Source organism: Xenorhabdus lircayensis, assembly GCF_016306625.1.
Classification (GTDB): Bacteria; Pseudomonadota; Gammaproteobacteria; order Enterobacterales; family Enterobacteriaceae; genus Xenorhabdus; species Xenorhabdus lircayensis.
In genome coordinates this window covers 1-22,770 of the sequence record NZ_JACOII010000057.1, presented here as the reverse complement: position 1 = coordinate 22,770, position 22,770 = coordinate 1, and the positions used below count along the sequence as shown (strand labels likewise).

The following is a 22,770-nucleotide window of genomic DNA, read 5'->3' as shown; positions in this document are numbered from 1 at the left end:
TCGAAAGGAAATGTTAACTCTTTGGGTGAGAGGAAGTAACCCATGACCGCAAGCCTGATATTCTCGCTCAGTACATTTGTGTTTATTTCCGCTGTCACGCCGGGTCCAAACAATATGTTACTGACTTCATCGGGTGCCAATTTTGGCATCCGCCGCTCCATTCCACTTTGTCTGGGCATTGTTCTGGGAATGCAGACAATTCTGTTGCTGTCCGCCTTTGGTATTGCGGCACTGCTGCTGATCTATCCCGCCATGCATACGGGCTTGAAGGTGCTCGGTAGCCTGTATTTGTTGTGGTTGGCTTGGAAAACGGCGACTTCGCACTATAAGCGATTGGACACAACAAAGCCGGTAGGAACGCCAATCAAAATTCATCAGGGTTGGTTATTACAGTTCTTGAACCCCAAAACATGGCTGATGGGATTGGGAGCAGTCAGTAGTTACAGTCTGGCTGGGGCGCTATATAACCACTCCATTTTAGCCATTAGCGTAGTGATGATCATCTCCAGTACGGTCGCGGGTGCCATCTGGCTTATTCTCGGTTCACTGATTGGTCGCTTATTGAGAAGCCGCCATTCATGGTTTATATTCAATATCGCAATGGGAATTCTGACCGCTGCCTGTGTGCCGTTAATTTGGATTAATTGAAGTTGATTTGATCGAATCAGCTCAGGTCGATATTTTTGCTACCGAAGAATAAGGTCAGCGTAAAACCAGCGACGTAAGCGATGATTAGCCCTGCCCCATATACTGCCATGCCCGTGAAGATACCACTGTTGGAAGTCATCAAGGGCAGGGCGACCAGCCCAGAGGGGCCGAAAACACTATTTAGCCCGACGGGTAATCCCCACCAAGCAACCAGGCCGACAAAAAAGCCGCCAACTGCACCACCGAGACAGGCGGTGACAAAGGGTTTGATGCGGGGCAGGGTTACGCCATAAATCAAGGGTTCCCCGATCCCCAGAAATCCCGGAATGATGGCACCTTTGATCTGCGTGCGCAGCAGGGAACCTTTTTGGGCTTTCACATATAACGCCAGCGCAGACCCTACTTGACCTGCTCCGGCCATGGCGAGAATAGGGAACAAGGAATTGAAACCTTGTGCATCCATCAAGGCAAAATAGACGGGGACGAAGCCTTGATGCACACCAAACATTACCGCGATTAAGAATAATCCCGCTAAGGCTGCCGTACCGAATGGGTTGCCATTCAAGTTTATGAACAACCATGACATCGTGGTAAACAGATAACTGCCGACGGGCATAATAACGATAAAGGCAACGGCACCCATGATAAGCAGGGTAATTGCGGAAGTCAGGATCATATCTAGATCCGACGGCATGATTTTGCGGATCTGTTTTTCCACCCAAGCGCCAAGAATACAGGCGATCAGCACCCCGATGATATTACCTCGTGGATCGATGGCAAAGCCAAAGAAATTGCTGATGCCGGAATAGAACCCGCTGGTGGCTTCGGCGTTATAACCCAGAACGAACAGAGACGCGATAATGGCACCGTTCACGCCCGATCCGCCAAATGCCTTTTGCGCATTGTAGCCAATCAAGATACTCAGGAAACTGAACATGCCTTTGCTGAAGATTTTCATATAGCCGATCATCTCTACCAGTATGGCGTTGGGATGCGCGACTTCTTTGATAAAAACCTGTTCCAGCAGGGTAGCGAACCCCAATAACAGGCCAACGGCAATAAATCCTGGGATCAGGGGGGTAAAGATAGTGGCGAATTTAGCCAGAAACTTATGGATTGAACGGGTTTGTTTTTCTTTGAGATGTTTTCTGTTTGAGGACGCGATATCTTTCAGGTTGCCGGCATGAGGCTCAATGGCGTGCGACTCTGATTCATTGAGATGATGTGATTCACTTAACAGTGTATTCATCATATCTGCGGCTGTTTGGGCTTTACCGGGGCCAAGGACAATCTGGAATTGGTCATCACTTTCTATGACGCCTAATACTCCTGCGATTTTCTTCAATGTGATTTTATCGGCAAGTGAATCATCACGGAGAGTCAATCGCAGGCGGGTCATACAATTACCGCAGTGTGCAACGTTACCCGCCCCGCCAATGGCGTTGAGGATTTCGACCAGCATTTCCTGACTAATTTTAGCCATTTATGACCCCTTCAAAGAGGCAATGATTATCGGTTTATCAGGATTGCTGGCCTTATAAATCCTTGGTGCTCTGCCAATAACGCTTTGGCTTCTTCGGCATTGATGCCCGATAAAATCATCACGATTGCGGTTTTGCAGTGGCCGCCACAGGCGTTCAGGGCTTGTTCTGCCATTTCCCTGCTGCACTCGGTGGCGGCCATGACAATATTTTTCTGACGTTCGATCAATTTAGCATTAGTGGCTTCTACATCTACCATCAAATTGCCATATACCTTGCCAATGCGGATCATGGCGCCTGTCGTGATCATATTCAGTACCAGTTTTTGTGCCGTTCCTGCTTTCATGCGGGAAGAACCTGTTACAACTTCTGGCCCTACCACGGGCGTGATGGCGATATCCGCCAATTGCATCATTGGGTTATCAGGATTACAACTGATACAGGCTACGGTAGCGCCAACTGATTTGGCATATTCCATCGCGCCTAATACATAAGGCGTCCGACCACTGGCAGCGATTCCCACCAGAACGTCTCTTTGATTAAAGTGTAGTACCTTAAGATCATCTGTGCCTAATTGCCGATTATCTTCCGCATTTTCGACAGCTTTCAGAATTGCCTGATGCCCGCCAGCAATTAAACCGATCACTTGTTCTGGTTTTGTGCCATAAGTTGGTGGGCATTCACTGGCATCCAAAATGCCTAAACGCCCAGATGTACCGGCTCCACTATAGATTAAGCGTCCTCCTTGACGAAATGCCTCAGCGACTTTATCAACCACACAGGCAATCTGGGGCAGTGTTTTTTCAACGGCTATGGCCACTTTTTTATCTTCATCGTTGATAACGCGCAGTATATCGAGTGTTGATAATTGATCAATATGGGAACTGGCAGGGTTACAGCTCTCTGTCACCATACTGTTTAAGTCGATTTTCATCATTTTTTTGCCATATTTTCTGGAAAATTAAGAAGTGATTTATGTGTGCCAAATTATCGTACTGAACACTTGATATAAAATATATACCCATAGAGTCAAATTGCAGTGAAGAGGCCAGAGGAAATCTGAACAGTAAATAAGACATGCCATTGTAAACAATATGGTTTTAATTTCTACCAGTGGTAAATTTTGAATTTACTCTTCAATAGAGCAGCCATTACAACGAATAACCAGCTCTTATAATGGGAAGAGGAATTTTAAATTGTATTAATTGTTTCTCAGGATGTTTGGTTAATATATTAATTTGACTTAATTGATGTTTATTGGCTTTTTAGCAATAAGATTAAATTACCTAGCTGACTCTAGGGATAATACAAGGAAATTTTATTGAAATTGGCGTTAGCTAAACCTATTAAAATTGACATCTTGAATTCAAGGCTGCATTTCGGTGTGGCCTTTTCTGTATTTGCTACTGAAATTACACCGATTACTTCAGTATCCACACATTTAGGCCAATGTCCATAGAGCTTATTTCGGTTGACAAATTTTTATACAAAGTAAAAATATCTGAAAAAATCATAAGATTACTTTTTGTTATCACATGATAACAATATTTCATTACGCATGCCGATAAAAACTTGCCTAATGTTTGTTAAGTGTGGAAAAAGATAGCTTTTTTTATACCAACCGGACATCAAATAATATAAGTGCTGGCATTAGCCCATATTTTATGAGGTACTCATATATGGACTCATCTATTAGTAATAAGTTCAGTCGATCATTTGTTTTTATATGCTCCTTGTTTTTGCCATTTACATCCATGAGCACATTCGCAGTTGGTGAGAAGAACCCTGATCATCAGCTACAAAAAGAAATCTTACAGAAAACAGAAAGTGAAAATAGCATATATAATAAGGAAGATAACAAAGCAGGTGTGATTGCCCAAAATATTCAGAGGGTTGGCGGTATGTTATCATCTTCGCCATCTCAACTTGCTGATCAAGCCAAATCTTACGCGCTAGGGAAATTAAATAGCACGGTATCCAGTGAAGCACACAAATGGCTATCTCAATTCGGTACAGCCAAAATTAACTTATCCCTTGATAGAAAAGGTAAGTTGGATAATAGCTCATTAGATTTCCTGCTTCCGCTTTATGACAATAAAGCGGACTGGCTGGTTTTCACCCAATTAGGCTATCGCAATAAAGATAGCCGCAATACCGCTAACTTCGGTGTGGGAGGGCGTTATTTCACATCCAGCTGGATGTATGGTTTAAATACTTTCTACGATTATGACATCAGCGGTAAAAATAAACGTTTGGGTTTCGGGGGAGAAGCTTGGGCAGATTACGTCAAGCTCTCTGCCAATACATACTTACGTCTGAGTGGTTGGCATCAATCCTTTAAGGAGATGGATTACGATGAGCGTCCTGCCAACGGTTTTGACCTCAATGGTGAATTCTTCCTGCCAGCTTATCCGAATCTTGGTGGTAAGTTGAGTTACGAGCAGTACTTTGGTGATAACGTTGCTTTGTTCAACCGCGATACCAAACAGAAAAATCCCAGCCTTGCCCGATTTGGTTTGAACTATACGCCAATTCCGTTGGTGACAATGGGCGTGGATTATAAAAGTGGGAGTGGTGGACGTAGTGAAACCTTGCTCCAAGCTAATCTGAATTATCGCTTTGGCGTGCCTTTGAACATTCAACTCTCGCCTGATAATGTGGCTTCTATGCGTACATTGGCGGGAAGTCGTTACGATTTGGTTGAAAGAAACAACAACATTGTTCTGGATTACAGGAAAAAAGAGGTTCTGCGAGTGACTCTGCCTAATTCTCTGACAGGGTATAGTTATGAGAAAAAATCAATAACAGCCGAAGTTACATCAGACAGGCCCATAAAACAGGTTACTTGGATGATAGGAGAGGCATTCCGTCAGAATGGTGGCGATATTCCTGTCAATGGCAAGGACATTGACATAGTACTGCCACAATATAAGTCTGATCGTGCAAACAGCTACCCGGTTTTTGCTATTGCACAGGATGATACTGGCAAGGAGGTCAAATCAGAGGTAATGATCCTGACGGTTGAACCTATGTCAGTACAGACAAGCGTTACCCCTAACCGCGCGGTGCGTGCTGATGGTCAGGCAGCGTTTACGTTGTCAGCAACCCTCAATTACGGAGACGGTAATACCCCGATCAAGAATAAGGTGATCGAAGGTGTTAACTGGTATGTTGAATTTCCTAAAGGTCAGGGTGCTGAACCATATAAACAAGATGATGTCGATATTCGCTGGGAGAAGCCAGCGGAAACCAATGAACAGGGGCAGTTAACAGCAAAATTATTCTCTCAGGTGCCACAGACAGGTTTCAAAGTGTATCTGGAAATAAAGGGAATGCCTAAAATACTCGTAAATAAAACGGAGCAAATTAATTTTATTCAGAATAACTTCTATATTACGCAATTAGAGTCTGCACCTAAAGTTCCTATTGCCATTAATAAACCAAACAATGTTTACACCTTGAGCGCTTTAGTATTGGATTCCTATGGTGCCCCAATTAGTAAAAAGGAACTCAAAGATGTTCATTGGGTTATGGATGCTCCGAATAGCAAGATTACACCGGAGAACAATAATACCACGGATGAGCAAGGGTGGCTTTTTGCTACCTTGCAGAGTACTCAGGCTCAGACCGTCAGGGTAGGGATTTCGGTTGCAGATCCTCTAAATGACGGTATTGATCCACCGATATATTTTGAACCCGTGGTTTTTGTTGATGATACGCAAAAATTGAGTGTCAGCAAATTTGAATTTGATCCGTCTACAGGCATATTTGAAGCGGATGGTAAGAAATATACCGTTACTGCAACAGTAGTAGGTAGTGATGGTAAACCCTATGCAAATAAAGTCGTAGAGCCTGTATGGAGTATAGAGGCTCTCCCAGCTGTATCTGGTGCGATAATAACCTCTGTGAATACGACGACAGGTAAGCATGGAGAGTTAAAGGCGACTTTAAGCAGTACAGAGGGGATTAAGAATGCCAAAGTGGGGATAACCCTTAATGGTTCGCCAGCAATATTATCTCAGACTTTTGATTTTAATCCAGTGAATCCGATTGATGCTGAAATTAAAGGTAAAATGGAAATATCGTCTGATGAGCCACTTCCTGCGGATGGGGTTAACAAATACACCTATAAGGTATTGATAGTCGATCCGAAAACCAGCAATCCTATCAGAAATCACTCCTTCACTGATGTGAATTGGAGCATGACTAATGGTAAAGAAGCGCTGCCAGAGGAATTAAAGCTTATTGATATGCGGCAAGCCACCGATAATGATGGGTATTTAACTGCATCTTTGGTGAGTAGGGCGGGAGTAGACAATGTTGTGGTAAAAGTGACCACTGATGTTAATCAGAAACCACTTACCGCAGTAGCGGATAAAAATGTGAGTTTCACGGCTATAGAAAGAGAAACAAAGGTTCATGTAAGCTTTACGAATGGATCCAGTCAAAATTTTCACAGGGGTCAACCGGACTATGTATATGAACAAGTGGAATTTAGGTTTTCCGACCCAAGGGGCGGTAACCTGCTGTACGCTAAACCGATTAATACGGAACTTAACGACGTTATTTATCATATTCCTGCCGGAGCGTCTATAGAGCAGGTAGTAGATGATAAGCAGGATAAATACTTGGCATTTTCTCCTAGAAAATTCAAACCTGGTCCAGTAAAAGTTATTGCTGAAGTCACAACTAAGAAGACAGGAGGAAAGTATATTTATTCTTACACATTCAATCCTAAGAAATTTATTTTTTCTCCACACTTAGGAGGAGATGATTATGTAAAATATGACGGAGAGGGTAAGCCAAATTCGACATGTGAGCTTCTTGAACCAAAATATTCTTGGAATATCGGAAATGTCAAATCTGTTACTGATGAAATGTTGGGTATAGTTGGTTCAAGTCAGTCGTCCTATTCATTTACAGAAGAGTATAATACTTCTGATTTTGTATCAATAGGCCTTGTTACTCCCGCAAGTAATACCAACGTTAAAGTGGCTTATATCAGGGATGGGCGTGAAAATTTCTACTTATATGATTATTCTAATAAGCAAATAAGTGATTATGCCTTTAATGCTAAAGGAAGATTGATCTGTGTGTTACCATAATTAAAATAAGTTATCATGATACGTCTCAACAGGCTCAGTTACTGAGCCTGTTTTTTTATGTGATTTATCGGGAATTGCATGGTTAAAAGTATTAAGGTTATTTGTTTTTTCAGAAAATAAATATGTTAACTCGATACGCAGGAAGTGAAAGACGCCAAAATATCCCTTGCTCTTTAAGGTGATATAAAAACGCTATCACCTAGTTTTTCCTTTATCCCTGCAAAGGTTGCCAATATTGCGTTTAAAGGTGACATAGAAGTCTCTTCAGACGGGCCTATTTGGGGAAATGAGCAGGATGCGTATACCTATAGGGTTTTGATCATGGAGCCAAAAAACGAACAACCGATGCGTAGCTGGAGCTTAGCGAGCGTAAAATGGATGACAAACTACCGGATACCAAAACGGGGGCTAAATATATCTATGAGTACCACTTCAACACGCAGAGATATATTTTTAGCTCTGAACTTGGTAATGGAAACTATGTGAAGTTGGGAGGAAACTCTGGAAACGGTACGTGTGAAACTCTTGACTCCAGATATTCTTGGGGACGTAAGGCAATATCAATGACTGACCAAGATGTTGGAACGTCTGCATCAACGGAAACAAATCATTCATTGGGTGGATGAATATAAAAAATTTCAGGTTTTGGCATTTTATCCTATCCATATGAACAAAATACGAAAATAAAAGTGGCTGTCAGTAACAAACTGTTACAGTTCTTCTTATGTAATTATGTGGCAGGGAATAAGATGGATACTATTATTTATAGTACATTTTTATTCAGGTGGATTAATAAACTTAACGAGTTGAATTTTCGGTTATGCCGTCAATGGAGTATATGTTCAATGTATTGAACTATTGAGCCTGCTTGGGTTTCTTTTTGGTTACATTGCTATGCCTGAAACAGCATCTGAGATTGTAATCTAAGATACTACAGTAATCAAGATTAACCTGTTGAATTTACGATTATTTTATTTGAATGCTCATGGTTTTATTGTGCATGTTTTTTATAAGGATATTTATTTTTCGTTATCCTGTGATACATAAAACCCAACATACTTTCTCTATAAAACAACATACCAATACAGAATATTCCGATATAAAAAAGATCAAAAACTTGAAATAAGGGTAGAGGTATTTCACCAATAACAGCATGCTACAAAACCCATCATTCCATATGCCATTATTTATTGATGTTACATTTACGAGCCGTGTTTTTACTCGTATTATGATGGTGGGTATCATTATTGTTGTATTTAATAGAATACTTTAAATTAACACTTTTCCTTATTAACACGTAATAAGAGTAAATATCAAAATAGCTAAAAAAGTAAAGCGTGGTTTAGCTATTAATAATAGAATGGATATGAATTGTCTGCTGTTTGTTGCATTATACGAGTAAGTCAGATATATATGCTTTTCTTTGTGTTACTAAATTAAATTATTTACACAATAGTTTCGTAGTATGATATTTTAATTTTCATGATTTTTGGTATTACCTTAAGTGGGTTGCCAATAAATGAAAGTTATCAATTGATAACTTGCTGTTCATTATTTAGTTCTTGGTGGTAGCCCTAATTGTACGACATATGAAATCATCAGAAGTAGATTATTTGTATGGTGTATGCCTAATCTATTTCAAATTTTAGCTCAGTCAATAAAGCTGTAATTTGAAAAATGAAATGGGAGTGTGAGTTGGTATGGATGACAAGAGATTATCTTGTTCTGTTTTGCTAAAACGCGTATTTGTTGTTAGTTGCGATTGAAATTGTTCATTGATGTAATTAAAACACAATAATAATAAATCTTTTGCTAATTGTCCCCTTATTAACTAACATTTTATTAGTTAACATTTTGACCAGTTGACCTGATAAAACCGTTGGCAAAACACTAAGTTAAAATGCTATCACCATGAATCTGTAATGTTTTGTAGTTATTTAACAATCATTGGGCGAAAGAACATGGATATACGCAATCTTGAAGCTTTTATCGTTTTGGCTGAGACTCTGAATTATCATAAAGCTTCAGAAAGGCTTTACCTTTCTCAGCCTGCATTGACGAAGAAAATACACGGGTTGGAAGATATTCTTGGTGCTTCACTATTTACAAGGGGGCCAAATGGAACAAGATTGACAGATTTTGGGCAGAAGACACTGGAAAATGCCAGAAAGTTTTTAACTCATTATGAACAGTTCAAGAGTCAGGTTCATTTTGATTCAAAAGAAGATTTGGTCAGGCATTTATATGTCGGCTCCTGTTTTCCTATCCATAACTATTCTCAAATAGAGAAGCAGGTTGCGGAGAAGAAGGGGAATGTTGTACTGGCATTGGTGACTGGGCTGTCAGTTGAGCAGCAAATCAGTTTATTGAATGCAGGGATGTTACATGTTGCTGTAATGCCTCTGGCATCAATTGCCCAGTTAGAGCCGAAAAGGGTATTTACGGAAAGATTGGTTTATATCTTTAAAAAAAGGAGCAATCTGATATCTAAGTTTAGGACAGCTTTAAGTAAGTTTGGAAATGGGATTTTTACGACAAATTCATCAGGAAAAAAAGAGGTGATTGAATTAACGGATTGTCTTAATGTTTTTCCTATTTATACTGGCGACAATATGCATTTGTTATTAAAGACAAATGACATTATGTTGATAATTGAGATGATTACAAAAAATAGTGCCTATACGTGTGTTCCTAAGCGGATTATTAGTTCTATTCCTGAGTATTATATGAATTTTCTGGAGATTGTTGAGACAGATAAAAAAATAGATCTTGGTGTGGTATGGGCAAAGTCAATAGATAAGCATCTGATTGATGATGCTGAAAATTTTTCCACATTGGTTGCTAATGTGTAAGTCAGTGAGCAACAGCTGTTTTCTATGGGATATCTGTCATTTAATTTCTTATGAGAATGAACATATTAGGTTTTTTTCAATTATAAATAACCTTTCTGAATAAATGAGTTATCATTTTTTACGGCGCGTAAACTCGCTGTTTTCATGCAATTTTTTATTTTTGTTCTGTAAACAGGGAGCAATATTTTCAATGCTTGAGTAAGTGATGGGATGAGAAGATAGGAAGTAATCGGGCATTGAATAACAATGCCCGATTATACTTACTCGATGATACCTGAAAGATTAATTGGCTCCTTGGCTCGTATTAAATGCCTCTGTCATTTGTTCGAGTTGTTCCTGAATATCCAGCCATTCTATCTCGACATCTTCCAGTTTGGATTTTGTTTGTGTCTGTTGATGTAGGCATCCGGTTAATTCAGCTTTGCGATCATTTTCGTAAAGCGTGTTGTCTGACAGTTTTTCTTCTAAACCTGCCAATTCCGTGCCCAGTTTTTCCATCTGTTTTTCAAGGGTAGCAAGCTGTTTACGTAATGGCTGGGTTTGGTTACGGAATTCCGCTTCACGTCGTTTTTGATCTTTACGCTCTTGGGCACTGTAATTTTGAGTGCCATTCTCTAAAGCTTCGGTATTCGCTTTCTCTTTTTCCAGACTGTCACGCATTTGTTGGCGTTGCAGTTCAGTCAGCCATTGCTGGTAATCTTCTAAATCGCCTTTGAAAGGTTCGACTTCGCCATCATGCACCAGATAAAGTTCGTCTGTTGTGGAGCGCAGTAAGTGTCTGTCGTGCGATACGACGACCAGAGCACCTTCGAAATCGATAAGAGCTTCAGTCAATGCTTGTCTCATGTCGAGATCGAGGTGGTTGGTCGGTTCATCGAGCAGCAGGAGGTTGGGGCGCTGCCAGACAATCAGAGCCAGTACCAATCGGGCCTTCTCACCACCGGAAAAACGTCCGCTCGGATCAGTCACTTGATCACCTTTAAAGCCAAACCCACCCAGATAATCCCGTAGCTGTTGTTCCAGCTCTTGTGGGGCTATTCGGACTAAATGCTGTAATGGAGATTCATCTGCCCGCAGATATTCCAACTGATGTTGTGCGAAGTATCCCAGTTTGATGCCTTTTGATAAGGCGATCTCTCCTTGCTGCGGCGCAAGCTCGTTTGCCAGCAATTTGATCAGCGTGGATTTACCCGCGCCATTGCGACCCAATAGGCCGATACGTGAACCCGGCACCAGATTCAGTTTGATCGAGTTCAGCACGATCTTGTCGCCATAACCTGCACTGACTTTTTCCATGATCAAAAGCGGATTTGGCAGGCTGTCCGGCTGGCGGAAACTGAAATGAAAAGGATTATCGACATGAGCTGGGGCGATAAGCTCCATCCGTTCCAGCATTTTGATGCGGCTTTGTGCTTGCTTCGCCTTGGAGGCTTTGGCCCGAAAGCGATCTATGTAGCTCTGTAAGTGCGCCACTTTTTCCTGCTGGCTTTGGTATAGCGCCTGTTGCTGGGCAAGTTTGGCGGCACGCTGTCGTTCGAAAGAGGAGTAGTTACCAGTGTATTCGCATAAAGCCTGCTGATCAATGTGCAGAATTTTATCAATGATCGGATCGAGGAAATCTCGATCGTGGGAAATCAGGATCAAGGTGCCGGTATAATTTTTCAGCCATTTTTCGAGCCAGATAACGGCGTCCAGATCAAGGTGGTTGGTCGGTTCGTCGAGCAATAGCAAGTCGGAGCGACAAATCAGCGCTTGCGCCAAATTGAGGCGCATACGCCAGCCACCGGAAAATGAACTTACTGATTGTTCTAACTGAGCTTGGGAAAACCCAAGACCGTGCAGTAGGCTGGATGCACGGGAGCGGATTGTCCATGCCTGGTTGGTATCAAGCAAGCCATGAAGATGGGCGATGGCGTGACCGTCATTTTGTTCGTTGGCGATTTTTAGCTTCTGTTCCAGTTGCCGAAACTCTCGATCGCCATCGATCACATATTCCAGTGCCGACGTCTCCAGGGCTGGTGTTTCCTGATTCACCCAAGCCAGTGCCCAGTTGTTGGGAAATGTAACGGAGCCATTCTCAGCCTGAAGTTCATTTTTCAGTAAGGCGAGTAGGGTAGATTTACCACAGCCATTCTTGCCAACTAATCCCACTTTTTGGCCGGGATTGATGGTTGCGCTAGCATTGTCCAGTAGGATACGAATGCCACGGCGGATTTGCAGTGAAGAGAAAACAATCATAGATGTTGTCTATATAAAATATGTTAAGTTAATAATTAGGTTATAGGTATTCAATTTGATAGCTTGACGTGCATGGTAGCGGAAAATATGTGTCCTGACACGTCCTAGGGGGATTGATGTTGTTGTCGCCTAACGTATCGCTGCCTAAAGTGTTGCTGCTGTACACCCATCCCGAACCTCTGAATTCAGTTGCCAATAAAGTTCTATTGCAGCCTGTGCAGGAATTGGAACATGTGACTGTTCACGATCTCTATGGCTGTTATCCCGATTTCTTTATCGATGTGTCCCTGGAGCAGCAGTTGCTGCGCGAGCATAAAGTGATTGTTTTCCAACATCCTTTGTATACTTATAGTTGTCCTGCTTTATTGAAAGAGTGGATGGATCGTGTGTTGAGCCGTGATTTTGTCAATGGAGCAGAACAGGCGCTGAGAGGAAAATACTGGCGCTCTGTCATCACCACAGGAGAACCTGAGGGAGCCTACCGGAGAGGGGGATATGACCTTTCTTTGATGGAAGAAATTCTCCGGCCTTTTGAGTTGACGGCGTCAATGTGTCAGATGCATTGGTTATCACCAATGATTATTTACTGGGCCAGACGCCAACGGCCTGAAGTGCTTGTGGGCCATGCGAATGCTTATCGGGAATGGCTGAAAGCACCATTGTCTTTGGGAGGGTTGTAATCATGGAGACTTCAACGCTGTTAAGCGCCGGAACACTGTTTTTGTTTGCTGCTGTTGTGGCGGTTCCCCTTGCCCAAAAATTCAAGATTGGGGTGGTATTGGGTTATCTCATTGCAGGAATCGCACTGGGCCCGTGGGGGCTGGGGTTTATCAAGGATGTTGATGAAATCCTGCATTTTTCTGAACTTGGTGTTGTTTTCCTGATGTTTATTATCGGCCTTGAGCTGAATCCAACAAAACTCTGGCAGCTCAGGCGCTCGATCTTTGGTGCGGGTACGGTGCAGGTGGCATTAACAGCGTTGATACTGGCTTCATTCCTTTTTCTGGTGAATTTTTCATGGCAGGCTGCGGTTATTGGTGGCACTGGGCTTGCGATGTCATCCACTGCGATGGCGCTGCAATTGATGAAAGAGAAGGGGATGATGAACAATGAGGGTGGGCAGCTCGGTTTTTCTATCCTGCTGTTTCAGGATATGGCCGTAATCCCCGCCTTGGCTGTTATTCCATTGTTAGCTGGCGGGACGGAATCCAGTGACTGGTATCGCATTGGTCTGAAAATTGTTGCTTTTGCTGGCATGTTGCTGGGAGGACGATATTTGTTGCGCCCCCTGTTTCGGTTGGTGGTGAAATCCGGTGTCAGGGAGGTGTTTACAGCGGCTTCGTTGCTGGTCGTACTGGGGGCCGCGATCTTCATGGAGAAATTGGGTTTTTCAATGGCGCTCGGTACTTTTATTGCCGGTGTCTTGCTGGCTGACAGTGAGTATCGCCATGAACTGGAGATTTCCATTGAGCCATTCAAGGGATTGTTGCTGGGGTTATTTTTCATTTCTGTTGGCATGTCCCTAAATATGGGGGTTTTGCTGACTCACTTGTTAAGTGTCTTGTTAAGTGTCTTGGGGCTGGTGCTGATAAAAGGTCTCATACTTTATGTTATTGGCAGAATATCCGGTTTAAGAAAATCATCATGTTTGCAGTTCGCAGGGGTATTAAGTCAGGGGGGCGAGTTTGCATTTGTCTTATTTTCTGCGGCGATTGGACAGGGTGTGTTAAATCAGAATCAGATGTCACTCCTGTTGGTTGTGGTGACATTGTCGATGATGACAACACCTTTGGTGATGCAGTTGATTGAAAGCATGTTGGCGCGCCGATATAACTTACAGGAAGAACATAATTCACAGGAAGGGCATAGTGAGCAGCCATTTGTGGAGGACAATGGTCCACAGGTGATTTTGGTGGGTTTTGGTCGTTTTGGGCAAGTGGTTGGGCGCCTGCTGATGGCAAATAAGATCCACATCACCGTACTGGAACGCGATGTGAGTGTGATCAGCACCATGCGTCGTTATGGTCATAAGGTGTATTATGGTGATGCGAGCGAACTGGAACTCCTGCGTTCAGCAGGCGCAGCGAAAGCCAAGGCGATTGTCATTACCAGCGATGAGCCGGAAGATACGATGGCGATTGTCCATTTGTGCCAGAAACATTTTCCTCACCTGAATATTCTTGCGCGTGCAAGGGGGCGTCTGGAAGCCCATGAACTGTTGCAGAGTGGTGTGAAAGATTTTAATCGAGAAACATTTTCCAGTGCATTGGAGCTGGGACGCAAGGTATTGATCCGATTAGGTATGCATCCACATCAGGCGCATCGTGCGCAGCAGCATTTCCGGCGACTGGATATGCGCATGTTACGTGAACTGATGCCCGTGCTGCATGGGGATGTGGCGCAGATATCCCGTGTTAAAGAGGCTCGCAGGGAATTAGAAGAACTATTTGAACGGGAAATGATTAATGAGCGTCGCCAGCCGGAAGGATGGGATGAATATGAATAGCGTTGGGGGGAATTATGTCAGTCAGTCGTAAACGTTTTATTGCGGGAGCAGTTTGTCCAAAATGCCAGTCACAGGATACGCTGGCAATGTGGCAGGAAAATAAGGTTGATATCGTGGAATGTGTCCATTGTGGCCATATGCAGAGGCAAACCGATGAAGCCGTCACTTCTCATGTCAGGGAGCAGGAACAGGTTATTGGTATTTTTACGCCACAATAAAATAAATGCACGAACAATAAATTGTGGATAAACTTTGCCGTCGCTAGGTACAGCGCCGTAGAATTCCGTTACAATTGGCCGCATTTTTTGAGCTATAAAAATTTTCCCCCACGGGTTTATGCCCCTCGGGTATGTAGGAGTTGTCATGAAAGTAGTAAAAGACTTGGTGGTCAGTCTGGCTTATCAAGTAAGAACAGAAGATGGTGTTTTAGTTGATGAGTCCCCGGTGAGCGCGCCGTTAGATTATCTGCATGGCCGTGGTTCTTTGATCAGCGGATTGGAGAAAGCAGTGGAAGGCCGTGAGGCGGGTGAACGTTTTGATGTTAGCGTAGAAGCGGATGATGCATACGGTCAGTATGATGAAAATCTGGTTCAGCGTGCACCGAAAGATGTGTTTGTTGGTGTTGATGATATTGAGGTTGGCATGCGTTTTCTGGCTGACACGGATCAGGGGCCGATTCCTGTTGAAATCACTGCGATTGAAGGTGATGAAGTTGTCGTTGATGCTAACCACATGCTGGCAGGTCAAAATCTGAAGTTCAATGTTGAAATCGTCGCTATTCGTGAAGCGACCGAAGAAGAATTGGCTCACGGTCATGTACATGGTCAGGGTGGTTGCGGTGATCATGAGCACGATGAGAATGGATGCTGCGGTGGCAGCTGCCACTAATTCAGGGCTAACTGAACATTGTTGGCAATCTGAAACAATCAGTGAGCAGAAAAAAGGGAAGCCCACCACGGGCTTCTCTTTTTTTATGCTTCATCCATCCCTGGCAGGTGCTACCCTGCTACCCCGGATGGTAATATCAGTAATGGGGGGGAGGCGTTTCCTCTGAAAGTGGTGCAATGATTGATGTCTGGTGGGTTTTTAGACGTTCAGTCATTAATCGCAGGTGTTCTTTCAACCTGTCGGTTTCTAGTTGCTGCTTTCTCACTTCTTGATTCAACTCTTCAATGGTAGCTTCTTGGTAGGCCAGTTTAGTTTCTAATTGTTCAAATCTTTGTTCAAATTCAGATAATTCCATTATCTTTCCTCCTGCCTCTGATCAATTAATTACATACGGAATGATTACTCGAATCAAGTTGACACTATAATACTCAAAACATTCAGTGAAAGTGGGTTTCTCGAAACCTCTTTACTTTAATGTTGTCTCAATGGTTTTTAGAACAAGGTGTAGCAAGTATTGTTATTGGTTTCCGTAGGCGGTTATAGTAAATGTTACGTGTGACCTGTGCTGACGGTAACCCCACCCAAATTTATTGGAGAATAGGATGAAATCATTGTTTAAAACAACTCTGCTGGCAACGACACTTGCGGTGGCATTCAGTGTACCTCAAGCCTTGGCTGCCAACACGGAAGCCAAAGACGAAGTAAAACTAAATAGTGCATTTAAAACGGTAGATCAGCAAAATTCTTATGCTCTGGGGGCTTCTCTGGGTAGCTACATGGCAAACTCATTGAAAGAGCAGAAAACACTCGGTATCAATATAGAAAAAGCACAGTTACTGGCGGGTGTTGAGGATGCTTTAAATAATAAAAGCAAATTGACTGATAAAGACATTCAGGACACTCTGCTTTCTTTTGAATCTAAAGTGAAAGATGCAGCACGAGCCAAGGTTGAGAAAGAAGCCGGTGAAAATGGCGAAAAAGGTGCTAAGTACCGTGAAAAGTTCGTTAAGCAAGCTGGCGTAGTAGAAACCAAAACAGGGCTTCTTTACAAAATTGAAAAAGAAGGTACTGGCAAGGCACCTAAAGAAAGTGACACAGTGGTTGTCAACTATCAGGGCGCGTTGATTGACGGCCAAGTTTTTGATAGTTCTTATGAGCGTAAAGAACCTCTGTCAATTCGTTTGGACAGTGTTATCCCGGGTTGGAAAGAAGGTTTACAGCATGTGAAGAAAGGCGGAAAAATCACATTGGTTATTCCACCTAAGCTGGCTTATGGTCAGTCAAATCTGCCTAAAATCCCAGCTAACTCTACTTTAGTTTTCAATGTTGAATTACTGGATATTAAACCTGCCGCCAAGGCAAAATAATTCCTTTAATATTTAAGAATCAACATTGGCAGGGGCTTAATGCCCCTGTTTTATTGTGCATATTTTTTACCTCTTGGCTTGCTGCTGGAATTTACCTCTACTTGATGAGTAATAAGCATGAATAAAGCAAAATGAATTTGTCTGCTTATTATTTCCTGCGGTATTAAAAGAAATGCCGTTCTCATATTTCAGGTGTATTAGGCATGAAGCTGTGATAGATCGCTGTGATATGATTAGCAAGAGCTTGACGGAAATTCAATGTAGTTTTAACGTCAATGTAGTTTTAGCGTCATTATTCCGAATAAAATATAGAACATTCTGCCTGCAACAGTAGGTGTCTACTGAGATAGATGCTTAGTTGCAGTAATGTGATTTTATAATAAATCTCACTCTGATATTTTGGTGAGGCAAAGTCTGAGCTTGAAGGATGGTGTATTACATGTCTACCCCGCTATTAACTGGTGATAATATATCTAGTGATAACAGTGATATTGATTTACTGGAAAACCAACCGTTTAGTGAAACGGATCATGAAGTTTTAAAATCTTACGAAGCTGCTGTTGATGGCCTGGCTATGTTGATTGGTGGGCATTGTGAAATAGTTCTTCATTCACTGGAAGATCTTAAATGTTCAGCTGTCAGAATAGCCAATGGGGAACATACTGGCCGTAAGATTGGCTCTCCGATTACCGATTTGGCGTTGCGGATGCTGCATGATATTACGGATGAAGATTGCAGTGTTTCCAAAGCGTATTTCACGCGAGCAAAAAGTGGCTCGTTGATGAAATCTATCACAATTGCCATTCGCAATCGTCAGCGTCGGGTCATTGGACTTTTGTGCATCAATATGAACCTTGATGTGCCTTTCTCCGAAATTATTCAGACCTTTATCCCAGAAAAGACCCATGAAGTTGCTTCAAACGTCAATTTCGCTTCTTCCGTGGATGATCTGGTAGCACAGACTCTGGAATTCACTATTGAAGAAGTGAATGCTGATCGCAATGTTTCTAATAATGCGAAAAACAGACAGGTAGTGCTTAATCTCTATGAGAAAGGTATTTTTGATATTAAAGATGCGATTAATCAGGTCGCTGATCGTTTAAATATCTCCAAACATACGGTATATCTCTATATTCGCCAGTTTAAAAATGGTGAATGCGCTAGTTCGGAGAAGTAATGTCGTCACTGTCTTATTGCCTGCTGGTCACTGGGCCAGCTTACGGTACTCAGCAAGCCGGTAGTGCCTACCAATTCGCTCAGGCGCTGATCGCGTCAGGCCATAAACTGCATAGCGTGTTTTTTTATCGCGAAGGTGTCCAAAACGGTAATCAGTTGGTCGCCCCCGCTAATGATGAGTTTGATTTGGTCAGAGCATGGCAGGCATTGGCAGTCCAGCATCAGTTCAATCTGTTTATCTGCGTTGCGGCGGCATTACGGCGTGGTGTTGTGGATGAACAGCAAGCCCGTGAATTAAATCTGCCTGCTGCGAATCTGGCGAATGGGTTTGAACTCAGCGGGCTGGGATCGCTGGCAGAAGCCATGATGTTGTGTGATCGCGTTATACAATTTTAGGGGCCGAGTGGGTATTGATGAAAGTAGTGGGTATTGTTGAAAATAGTGGGTATTGATGAAAAAAATCGCCTTTGTTTTTACTGAAGCCCCCCACGGATCTTCTGCTGGCAGGGAAGGGCTGGATGCACTGCTAGCGACATCGGCATTAACCGAGCAGATCGGTGTATTCTTTATTTCTGATGGAGTATTCCAATTACTGGCTAATCAGCAGCCGGATAAAGTTCTGGCCCGTGACTACATCTCAACCTTTAAGATCCTGCCTCTCTATGACATTGATAAATGTTACGTTTGCCTTGATGATCTGGTGATTCGAGGAGGCAGTCCGGCAAACAACTTTGTGCTGGAGACTGAATTTCTTCCCGCTGCGGCAATACGAGAACTGCTAGCGGGCTATGATGTTGTGTTGAAATTTTAATCTATTTCAGGCAGGTAATATGTTATATACTGTTGGTCGCTCACCTTACCATGATGACTTCAATGCAATGCTTGGTCTTGTATCTGATGCAGATGATGTTCTGTTAATCCAGAATGGTGTGTTACTGGGCATCAGTGATAACCATCATTTGGCTGAGTTGCTCCAGACGGGAGCAGGCATTTATGCCTTGCAGGAAGATCTGGATGCACGGGGGCTGGTTGAACAGATTTCAGACCGTGTAATGGTGATTGATTACAGCGGCTTTGTTAGCTTAACGGTAAAACATCAGCAAAATTTTGCCTGGTAGATATGGATTGCATTTTTCAGCCATTTTACCAGCATAGAAAAACTGTATATTTCTTGACACCTCGTCAAGTCAGCAATAAAATTCCGCGTCCTCTCGTTTTGTCATGATGGCTGACAGAGGGTAAAATCCGTGTTTACGAAGCAAAAAAACCAGGAGCTTTTTTAATAATGGCAACTATTAACCAGCTGGTTCGCAAATCTCGTAGCTCGAAAGTTGTGAAAAGCAACGTTCCTGCTCTGGAAGCTTGCCCGCAAAAACGTGGCGTATGTACTCGTGTATATACCACCACCCCTAAAAAACCAAACTCCGCACTGCGTAAAGTATGCCGTGTGCGTTTGACTAACGGTTACGAAGTTTCTTCCTACATCGGTGGCGAAGGCCACAACTTGCAGGAACACTCCGTTATTCTGATCCGTGGCGGTCGTGTTAAAGACTTGCCAGGTGTGCGTTACCACACTGTTCGCGGTGCACTGGACTGTGCCGGTGTTAAAGACCGTAAGCAAGGTCGTTCTAAGTACGGTGTGAAGAAGCCAAAGGCTTAATGGTTCTCCGTTAAGTAAGGCCAAACATTTTTCACTTTAATGTCAAAATAAACTCGTAGAGTTTTGGACAACCCTGAAATTCGAAACGGAGTATTTCCATGCCACGTCGTCGTGTAATTGGTCAACGTAAAATTCTGCCAGATCCAAAATTCGGATCTGAACTGCTGGCAAAATTTGTGAATATCCTGATGGTAGACGGTAAAAAATCTACCGCAGAAGCAATTGTATATAGCGCGCTTGAGACCCTGGCTCAGCGTTCTAGTAAAAATCATCTGGAAGCATTCGAGCTGGCACTGGATAACGTGCGCCCGACTGTGGAAGTTAAGTCCCGCCGTGTTGGTGGTTCCACTTATCAGGTTCCAGTTGAAGTTCGTCCGGTTCGTCGTAATGCACTGGCAATGCGTTGGATCGTTGATGCTGCTCGTAAACGCGGTGATAAGTCGATGGCTCTGCGCCTGGCGAATGAATTATCTGATGCGGCTGATAACAAAGGCGCTGCTGTGAAGAAACGTGAAGACGTTCACCGTATGGCAGAAGCTAACAAGGCGTTCGCACACTACCGTTGGTAATCCCTTTGTAGTGAAGATGTTCTGGGTAGCTGCTTGGCTACCCGTTCTTTAAATTGAACGCCCACGAGAGAGGAAAAAATGGCTCGTAAAACACCTATAGCGCGTTACCGCAATATCGGTATCAGCGCTCACATCGACGCCGGTAAAACCACGACAACTGAACGTATTCTGTTTTATACAGGTGTAAACCATAAAATTGGTGAAACTCACGAAGGTTCAGCAACAATGGACTGGATGGAGCAGGAGCAGGAACGTGGTATTACTATCACGTCTGCTGCGACCACTGCATTCTGGTCTGGTATGGCTAAGCAGTATGAACCACACCGCATCAACATCATCGACACCCCAGGACACGTTGACTTCACCATCGAAGTAGAACGTTCCATGCGTGTTCTTGACGGTGCAGTAATGGTTTATTGTGCAGTTGGTGGTGTTCAGCCGCAGTCTGAGACTGTATGGCGTCAGGCTAACAAATACTGTGTCCCACGTATCGCGTTCGTTAACAAAATGGACCGTATGGGTGCGAACTTCCTGCGCGTTGTTGAGCAGATCAAAACTCGTCTGGCTGCAAACCCAGTTCCACTTCAACTGGCTATCGGTGCTGAAGATACCTTCACCGGTATTGTTGACCTGTTGAAAATGAAAGCAATCAACTGGAACGAAGCTGATCAGGGAACTACCTTCACTTATGAAGATATCCCTGCTGACATGCTCGAACTGGCTGAAGAATGGCACCAGAATCTGATTGAATCCGCTGCAGAAGCATCAGAAGACCTGATGGACAAATATCTGGGCGGTGAAGAGCTGACTGAAGAAGAAATCAAAAAAGCTCTGCGTAAGCGCGTTCTGGCTAACGAAATTATCCTGGTTACCTGTGGTTCTGCATTTAAGAACAAAGGTGTTCAGGCAATGCTGGATGCAGTTATCGAATATCTGCCAGCCCCAACTGATGTTGAATCCATCAAAGGTATGCTGCCAGACGGTAAAGACACACCAGCAGAACGTCATTCCAGCGATGACGAGCCATTCTCTGCACTGGCGTTCAAAATCGCGACAGACCCATTCGTGGGTAACTTGACGTTCTTCCGTGTTTACTCTGGTGTTGTTAACTCTGGTGACACCGTACTGAACCCGATTAAAGACAAAAAAGAACGTTTTGGCCGTATCGTACAGATGCACGCCAACAAACGTGAAGAAATTAAAGAAGTCCGTGCAGGCGATATCGCTGCTGCAATCGGTCTGAAAGATGTAACCACAGGTGATACTCTCTGTGACATGAGCTCCCCAATCATTCTGGAGCGTATGGAATTCCCAGAGCCAGTTATCTCTGTTGCTATTGAGCCAAAAACTAAAGCTGACCAAGAAAAAATGGGTATCGCTTTAGGCCGTCTGGCTCAGGAAGACCCATCATTCCGAGTGAGCAGTAATGAAGAAACTGGTCAGACTATCATCGCGGGTATGGGTGAACTTCACCTCGACGTACTGGTTGACCGTATGCGTCGCGAATTCAACGTTGAAGCGAACGTAGGTAAACCTCAGGTTGCTTACCGTGAAACTATCCGCTCTTCTGTTGAGCAGGAAGGTAAACACGCTAAACAGTCTGGTGGTCGTGGTCAGTACGGTCACGTGTGGCTACGTATCGAACCTCTGGAAGCTGGCGGTGCTGGTTACGAGTTCTCGAACGAAATCGTTGGTGGTGTTGTTCCTAAAGAATATATTCCAGGTGTCGACAAAGGCGTTCAGGAACAGCTGAAGGGCGGCGTTCTGGCTGGTTATCCAATCGTTGATATTAAAGTTGCCTTGTTTGATGGTTCTTACCATGACGTTGACTCCTCGGAAATCGCCTTTAAAATTGCTGCGTCCATGGCATTTAAAGAAGGCTTCATGAAAGCGAAACCAGTTCTGCTGGAACCTATCATGAAAGTTGAGGTGGAAACACCAGAAGACTACATGGGTGACGTCATCGGTGACTTGAACCGTCGCCGTGGTATGATCGATGGTATGGATGATGTAGCTACGGGCAAAATTGTTCGTGCTCAAGTACCATTATCTGAAATGTTTGGTTATGCTACTGACCTGCGTTCTCAGACCCAAGGTCGTGCTTCTTACTCCATGGAGTTCTTGAAGTACAACGAAGCGCCGAGCAACGTCGCTCAGGCTATTATCGAAGCTCGTAAAGCTAGATAAGTTTTCGAGTTTACTATCTTTTTAGCTCCCTCATCTATGTGACGGGGGAGCGGTTTTAAGGAATAGAGTCGTGTCTAAAGAAAAGTTTGAACG

At 43.4% G+C, this 22,770-nt stretch carries 19 protein-coding genes; 15 read left to right on the top strand and 4 right to left on the bottom strand.

The annotated features are described in order from the left end of the window. Nucleotides 1-42 precede the first annotated feature (42 nt). The gene (locus H8A87_RS16050) at nucleotides 43-648 is read left to right on the top strand and encodes a LysE family translocator (protein ID WP_198690942.1); all 606 of its coding nucleotides are present in this window, start codon (nucleotides 43-45) and stop codon (nucleotides 646-648) included. A 16-nt stretch (nucleotides 649-664) separates the two neighbouring features. On the opposite strand, the gene murP is transcribed toward H8A87_RS16050, so the two are convergent. Continuing rightward, nucleotides 665-2,131, bottom strand: a complete 1,467-nt coding sequence (gene murP / locus H8A87_RS16045) for a PTS N-acetylmuramic acid transporter subunit IIBC (protein WP_198690941.1) — start codon at nucleotides 2,129-2,131, stop codon at nucleotides 665-667. Between the two features lie 26 nt (nucleotides 2,132-2,157). After that, complete coding sequence (murQ, locus tag H8A87_RS16040) at nucleotides 2,158-3,063, bottom strand: N-acetylmuramic acid 6-phosphate etherase (RefSeq protein ID WP_198690974.1); 906 nt, start codon at nucleotides 3,061-3,063, stop codon at nucleotides 2,158-2,160. A gap of 745 nt (nucleotides 3,064-3,808) precedes the next feature. On the opposite strand from murQ, the gene H8A87_RS16035 reads away from it, so the two are divergent. Next, entirely contained in the window at nucleotides 3,809-7,234 is a 3,426-nt protein-coding gene (locus H8A87_RS16035) for an inverse autotransporter beta domain-containing protein (RefSeq protein WP_198690940.1), read from the top strand. Between the two features lie 1,961 nt (nucleotides 7,235-9,195). Further along, nucleotides 9,196-10,086 carry a LysR family transcriptional regulator gene (locus H8A87_RS16030; protein ID WP_198690939.1) on the top strand — a complete coding sequence of 297 codons (891 nt, stop codon included), beginning with the start codon at nucleotides 9,196-9,198 and terminating at the stop codon, nucleotides 10,084-10,086. Nucleotides 10,087-10,368: 282 nt separating this feature from the next. Here H8A87_RS16030 and H8A87_RS16025 read toward each other — a convergent pair whose 3' ends face one another. Continuing rightward, nucleotides 10,369-12,324: an ABC transporter ATP-binding protein gene (locus H8A87_RS16025; RefSeq protein WP_198690938.1), complete on the bottom strand. Its 1,956-nt coding sequence runs from the start codon at nucleotides 12,322-12,324 to the stop codon at nucleotides 10,369-10,371. A gap of 116 nt (nucleotides 12,325-12,440) precedes the next feature. Between H8A87_RS16025 and kefG the strand changes: the two genes are divergently transcribed. The 4 genes from kefG to slyD all read left to right on the top strand — a co-directional run bounded on the left by kefG (nucleotide 12,441) and on the right by slyD (nucleotide 15,718). Continuing rightward, entirely contained in the window at nucleotides 12,441-13,004 is a 564-nt protein-coding gene (gene kefG / locus H8A87_RS16020) for a glutathione-regulated potassium-efflux system ancillary protein KefG (RefSeq protein WP_198690937.1), read from the top strand. A gap of 2 nt (nucleotides 13,005-13,006) precedes the next feature. Further along, entirely contained in the window at nucleotides 13,007-14,830 is a 1,824-nt protein-coding gene (kefB, locus tag H8A87_RS16015; RefSeq protein WP_198690936.1) for a glutathione-regulated potassium-efflux system protein KefB, read from the top strand. 14 nt (nucleotides 14,831-14,844) lie between these two features. Beyond that, the gene (locus H8A87_RS16010) at nucleotides 14,845-15,048 is read left to right on the top strand and encodes a YheV family putative zinc ribbon protein (RefSeq protein WP_010848530.1); all 204 of its coding nucleotides are present in this window, start codon (nucleotides 14,845-14,847) and stop codon (nucleotides 15,046-15,048) included. A 145-nt stretch (nucleotides 15,049-15,193) separates the two neighbouring features. Beyond that, entirely contained in the window at nucleotides 15,194-15,718 is a 525-nt protein-coding gene (slyD, locus tag H8A87_RS16005; protein WP_198690935.1) for a peptidylprolyl isomerase, read from the top strand. Between the two features lie 136 nt (nucleotides 15,719-15,854). On the opposite strand, the gene H8A87_RS16000 is transcribed toward slyD, so the two are convergent. Continuing rightward, complete coding sequence (locus tag H8A87_RS16000) at nucleotides 15,855-16,073, bottom strand: SlyX family protein (RefSeq protein ID WP_198690934.1); 219 nt, start codon at nucleotides 16,071-16,073, stop codon at nucleotides 15,855-15,857. A 247-nt stretch (nucleotides 16,074-16,320) separates the two neighbouring features. Here H8A87_RS16000 and fkpA point away from each other — a divergent pair, with 247 nt between their 5' ends. The 8 genes from fkpA (at nucleotide 16,321) to fusA (ending at nucleotide 22,677) form a co-directional block, all read left to right on the top strand. Beyond that, complete coding sequence (fkpA, locus tag H8A87_RS15995) at nucleotides 16,321-17,085, top strand: FKBP-type peptidyl-prolyl cis-trans isomerase (protein ID WP_198690933.1); 765 nt, start codon at nucleotides 16,321-16,323, stop codon at nucleotides 17,083-17,085. Nucleotides 17,086-17,524: 439 nt separating this feature from the next. Beyond that, the gene (locus H8A87_RS15990) at nucleotides 17,525-18,262 is read left to right on the top strand and encodes a helix-turn-helix transcriptional regulator (RefSeq protein WP_198690932.1); all 738 of its coding nucleotides are present in this window, start codon (nucleotides 17,525-17,527) and stop codon (nucleotides 18,260-18,262) included. Continuing rightward, on the top strand, nucleotides 18,262-18,657 hold the full coding sequence (tusD, locus tag H8A87_RS15985; RefSeq protein WP_198690931.1) for a sulfurtransferase complex subunit TusD: 396 nt from the start codon (nucleotides 18,262-18,264) through the stop codon (nucleotides 18,655-18,657). The genes H8A87_RS15990 and tusD overlap by 1 nt, the downstream gene beginning before the upstream one ends. A gap of 55 nt (nucleotides 18,658-18,712) precedes the next feature. Then, entirely contained in the window at nucleotides 18,713-19,072 is a 360-nt protein-coding gene (tusC, locus tag H8A87_RS15980) for a sulfurtransferase complex subunit TusC (RefSeq protein WP_198690930.1), read from the top strand. Between the two features lie 19 nt (nucleotides 19,073-19,091). Beyond that, nucleotides 19,092-19,379: a sulfurtransferase complex subunit TusB gene (tusB, locus tag H8A87_RS15975; RefSeq protein WP_198690929.1), complete on the top strand. Its 288-nt coding sequence runs from the start codon at nucleotides 19,092-19,094 to the stop codon at nucleotides 19,377-19,379. Between the two features lie 167 nt (nucleotides 19,380-19,546). Continuing rightward, nucleotides 19,547-19,921 (top strand): 30S ribosomal protein S12, encoded by a 375-nt coding sequence (gene rpsL / locus H8A87_RS15970; RefSeq protein ID WP_010848548.1) that lies wholly within the window; start codon nucleotides 19,547-19,549, stop codon nucleotides 19,919-19,921. A 98-nt stretch (nucleotides 19,922-20,019) separates the two neighbouring features. After that, a complete protein-coding gene (rpsG, locus tag H8A87_RS15965; RefSeq protein WP_198690928.1) occupies nucleotides 20,020-20,490 on the top strand; it encodes a 30S ribosomal protein S7 in 471 nt (156 codons plus the stop codon). Between the two features lie 78 nt (nucleotides 20,491-20,568). Beyond that, the gene (gene fusA, locus H8A87_RS15960; RefSeq protein WP_198690927.1) at nucleotides 20,569-22,677 is read left to right on the top strand and encodes an elongation factor G; all 2,109 of its coding nucleotides are present in this window, start codon (nucleotides 20,569-20,571) and stop codon (nucleotides 22,675-22,677) included. Nucleotides 22,678-22,770: the final 93 nt, after the last annotated feature.

Bases quoted from the DNA above. Each gene is read 5' to 3' on its own strand.
- H8A87_RS16050 (WP_198690942.1), top strand. From the start codon at position 43: ATGACCGCAAGCCTGATATTCTCGCTCAGTACATTTGTGTTTATTTCC.
- murP (WP_198690941.1), bottom strand. From the start codon at position 2,131: ATGGCTAAAATTAGTCAGGAAATGCTGGTCGAAATCCTCAACGCCATT.
- murQ (WP_198690974.1), bottom strand. From the start codon at position 3,063: ATGAAAATCGACTTAAACAGTATGGTGACAGAGAGCTGTAACCCTGCC.
- H8A87_RS16035 (WP_198690940.1), top strand. From the start codon at position 3,809: ATGGACTCATCTATTAGTAATAAGTTCAGTCGATCATTTGTTTTTATA.
- H8A87_RS16030 (WP_198690939.1), top strand. From the start codon at position 9,196: ATGGATATACGCAATCTTGAAGCTTTTATCGTTTTGGCTGAGACTCTG.
- H8A87_RS16025 (WP_198690938.1), bottom strand. From the start codon at position 12,324: ATGATTGTTTTCTCTTCACTGCAAATCCGCCGTGGCATTCGTATCCTA.
- kefG (WP_198690937.1), top strand. From the start codon at position 12,441: ATGTTGTTGTCGCCTAACGTATCGCTGCCTAAAGTGTTGCTGCTGTAC.
- kefB (WP_198690936.1), top strand. From the start codon at position 13,007: ATGGAGACTTCAACGCTGTTAAGCGCCGGAACACTGTTTTTGTTTGCT.
- H8A87_RS16010 (WP_010848530.1), top strand. From the start codon at position 14,845: ATGTCAGTCAGTCGTAAACGTTTTATTGCGGGAGCAGTTTGTCCAAAA.
- slyD (WP_198690935.1), top strand. From the start codon at position 15,194: ATGAAAGTAGTAAAAGACTTGGTGGTCAGTCTGGCTTATCAAGTAAGA.
- H8A87_RS16000 (WP_198690934.1), bottom strand. From the start codon at position 16,073: ATGGAATTATCTGAATTTGAACAAAGATTTGAACAATTAGAAACTAAA.
- fkpA (WP_198690933.1), top strand. From the start codon at position 16,321: ATGAAATCATTGTTTAAAACAACTCTGCTGGCAACGACACTTGCGGTG.
- H8A87_RS15990 (WP_198690932.1), top strand. From the start codon at position 17,525: ATGTCTACCCCGCTATTAACTGGTGATAATATATCTAGTGATAACAGT.
- tusD (WP_198690931.1), top strand. From the start codon at position 18,262: ATGTCGTCACTGTCTTATTGCCTGCTGGTCACTGGGCCAGCTTACGGT.
- tusC (WP_198690930.1), top strand. From the start codon at position 18,713: ATGAAAAAAATCGCCTTTGTTTTTACTGAAGCCCCCCACGGATCTTCT.
- tusB (WP_198690929.1), top strand. From the start codon at position 19,092: ATGTTATATACTGTTGGTCGCTCACCTTACCATGATGACTTCAATGCA.
- rpsL (WP_010848548.1), top strand. From the start codon at position 19,547: ATGGCAACTATTAACCAGCTGGTTCGCAAATCTCGTAGCTCGAAAGTT.
- rpsG (WP_198690928.1), top strand. From the start codon at position 20,020: ATGCCACGTCGTCGTGTAATTGGTCAACGTAAAATTCTGCCAGATCCA.
- fusA (WP_198690927.1), top strand. From the start codon at position 20,569: ATGGCTCGTAAAACACCTATAGCGCGTTACCGCAATATCGGTATCAGC.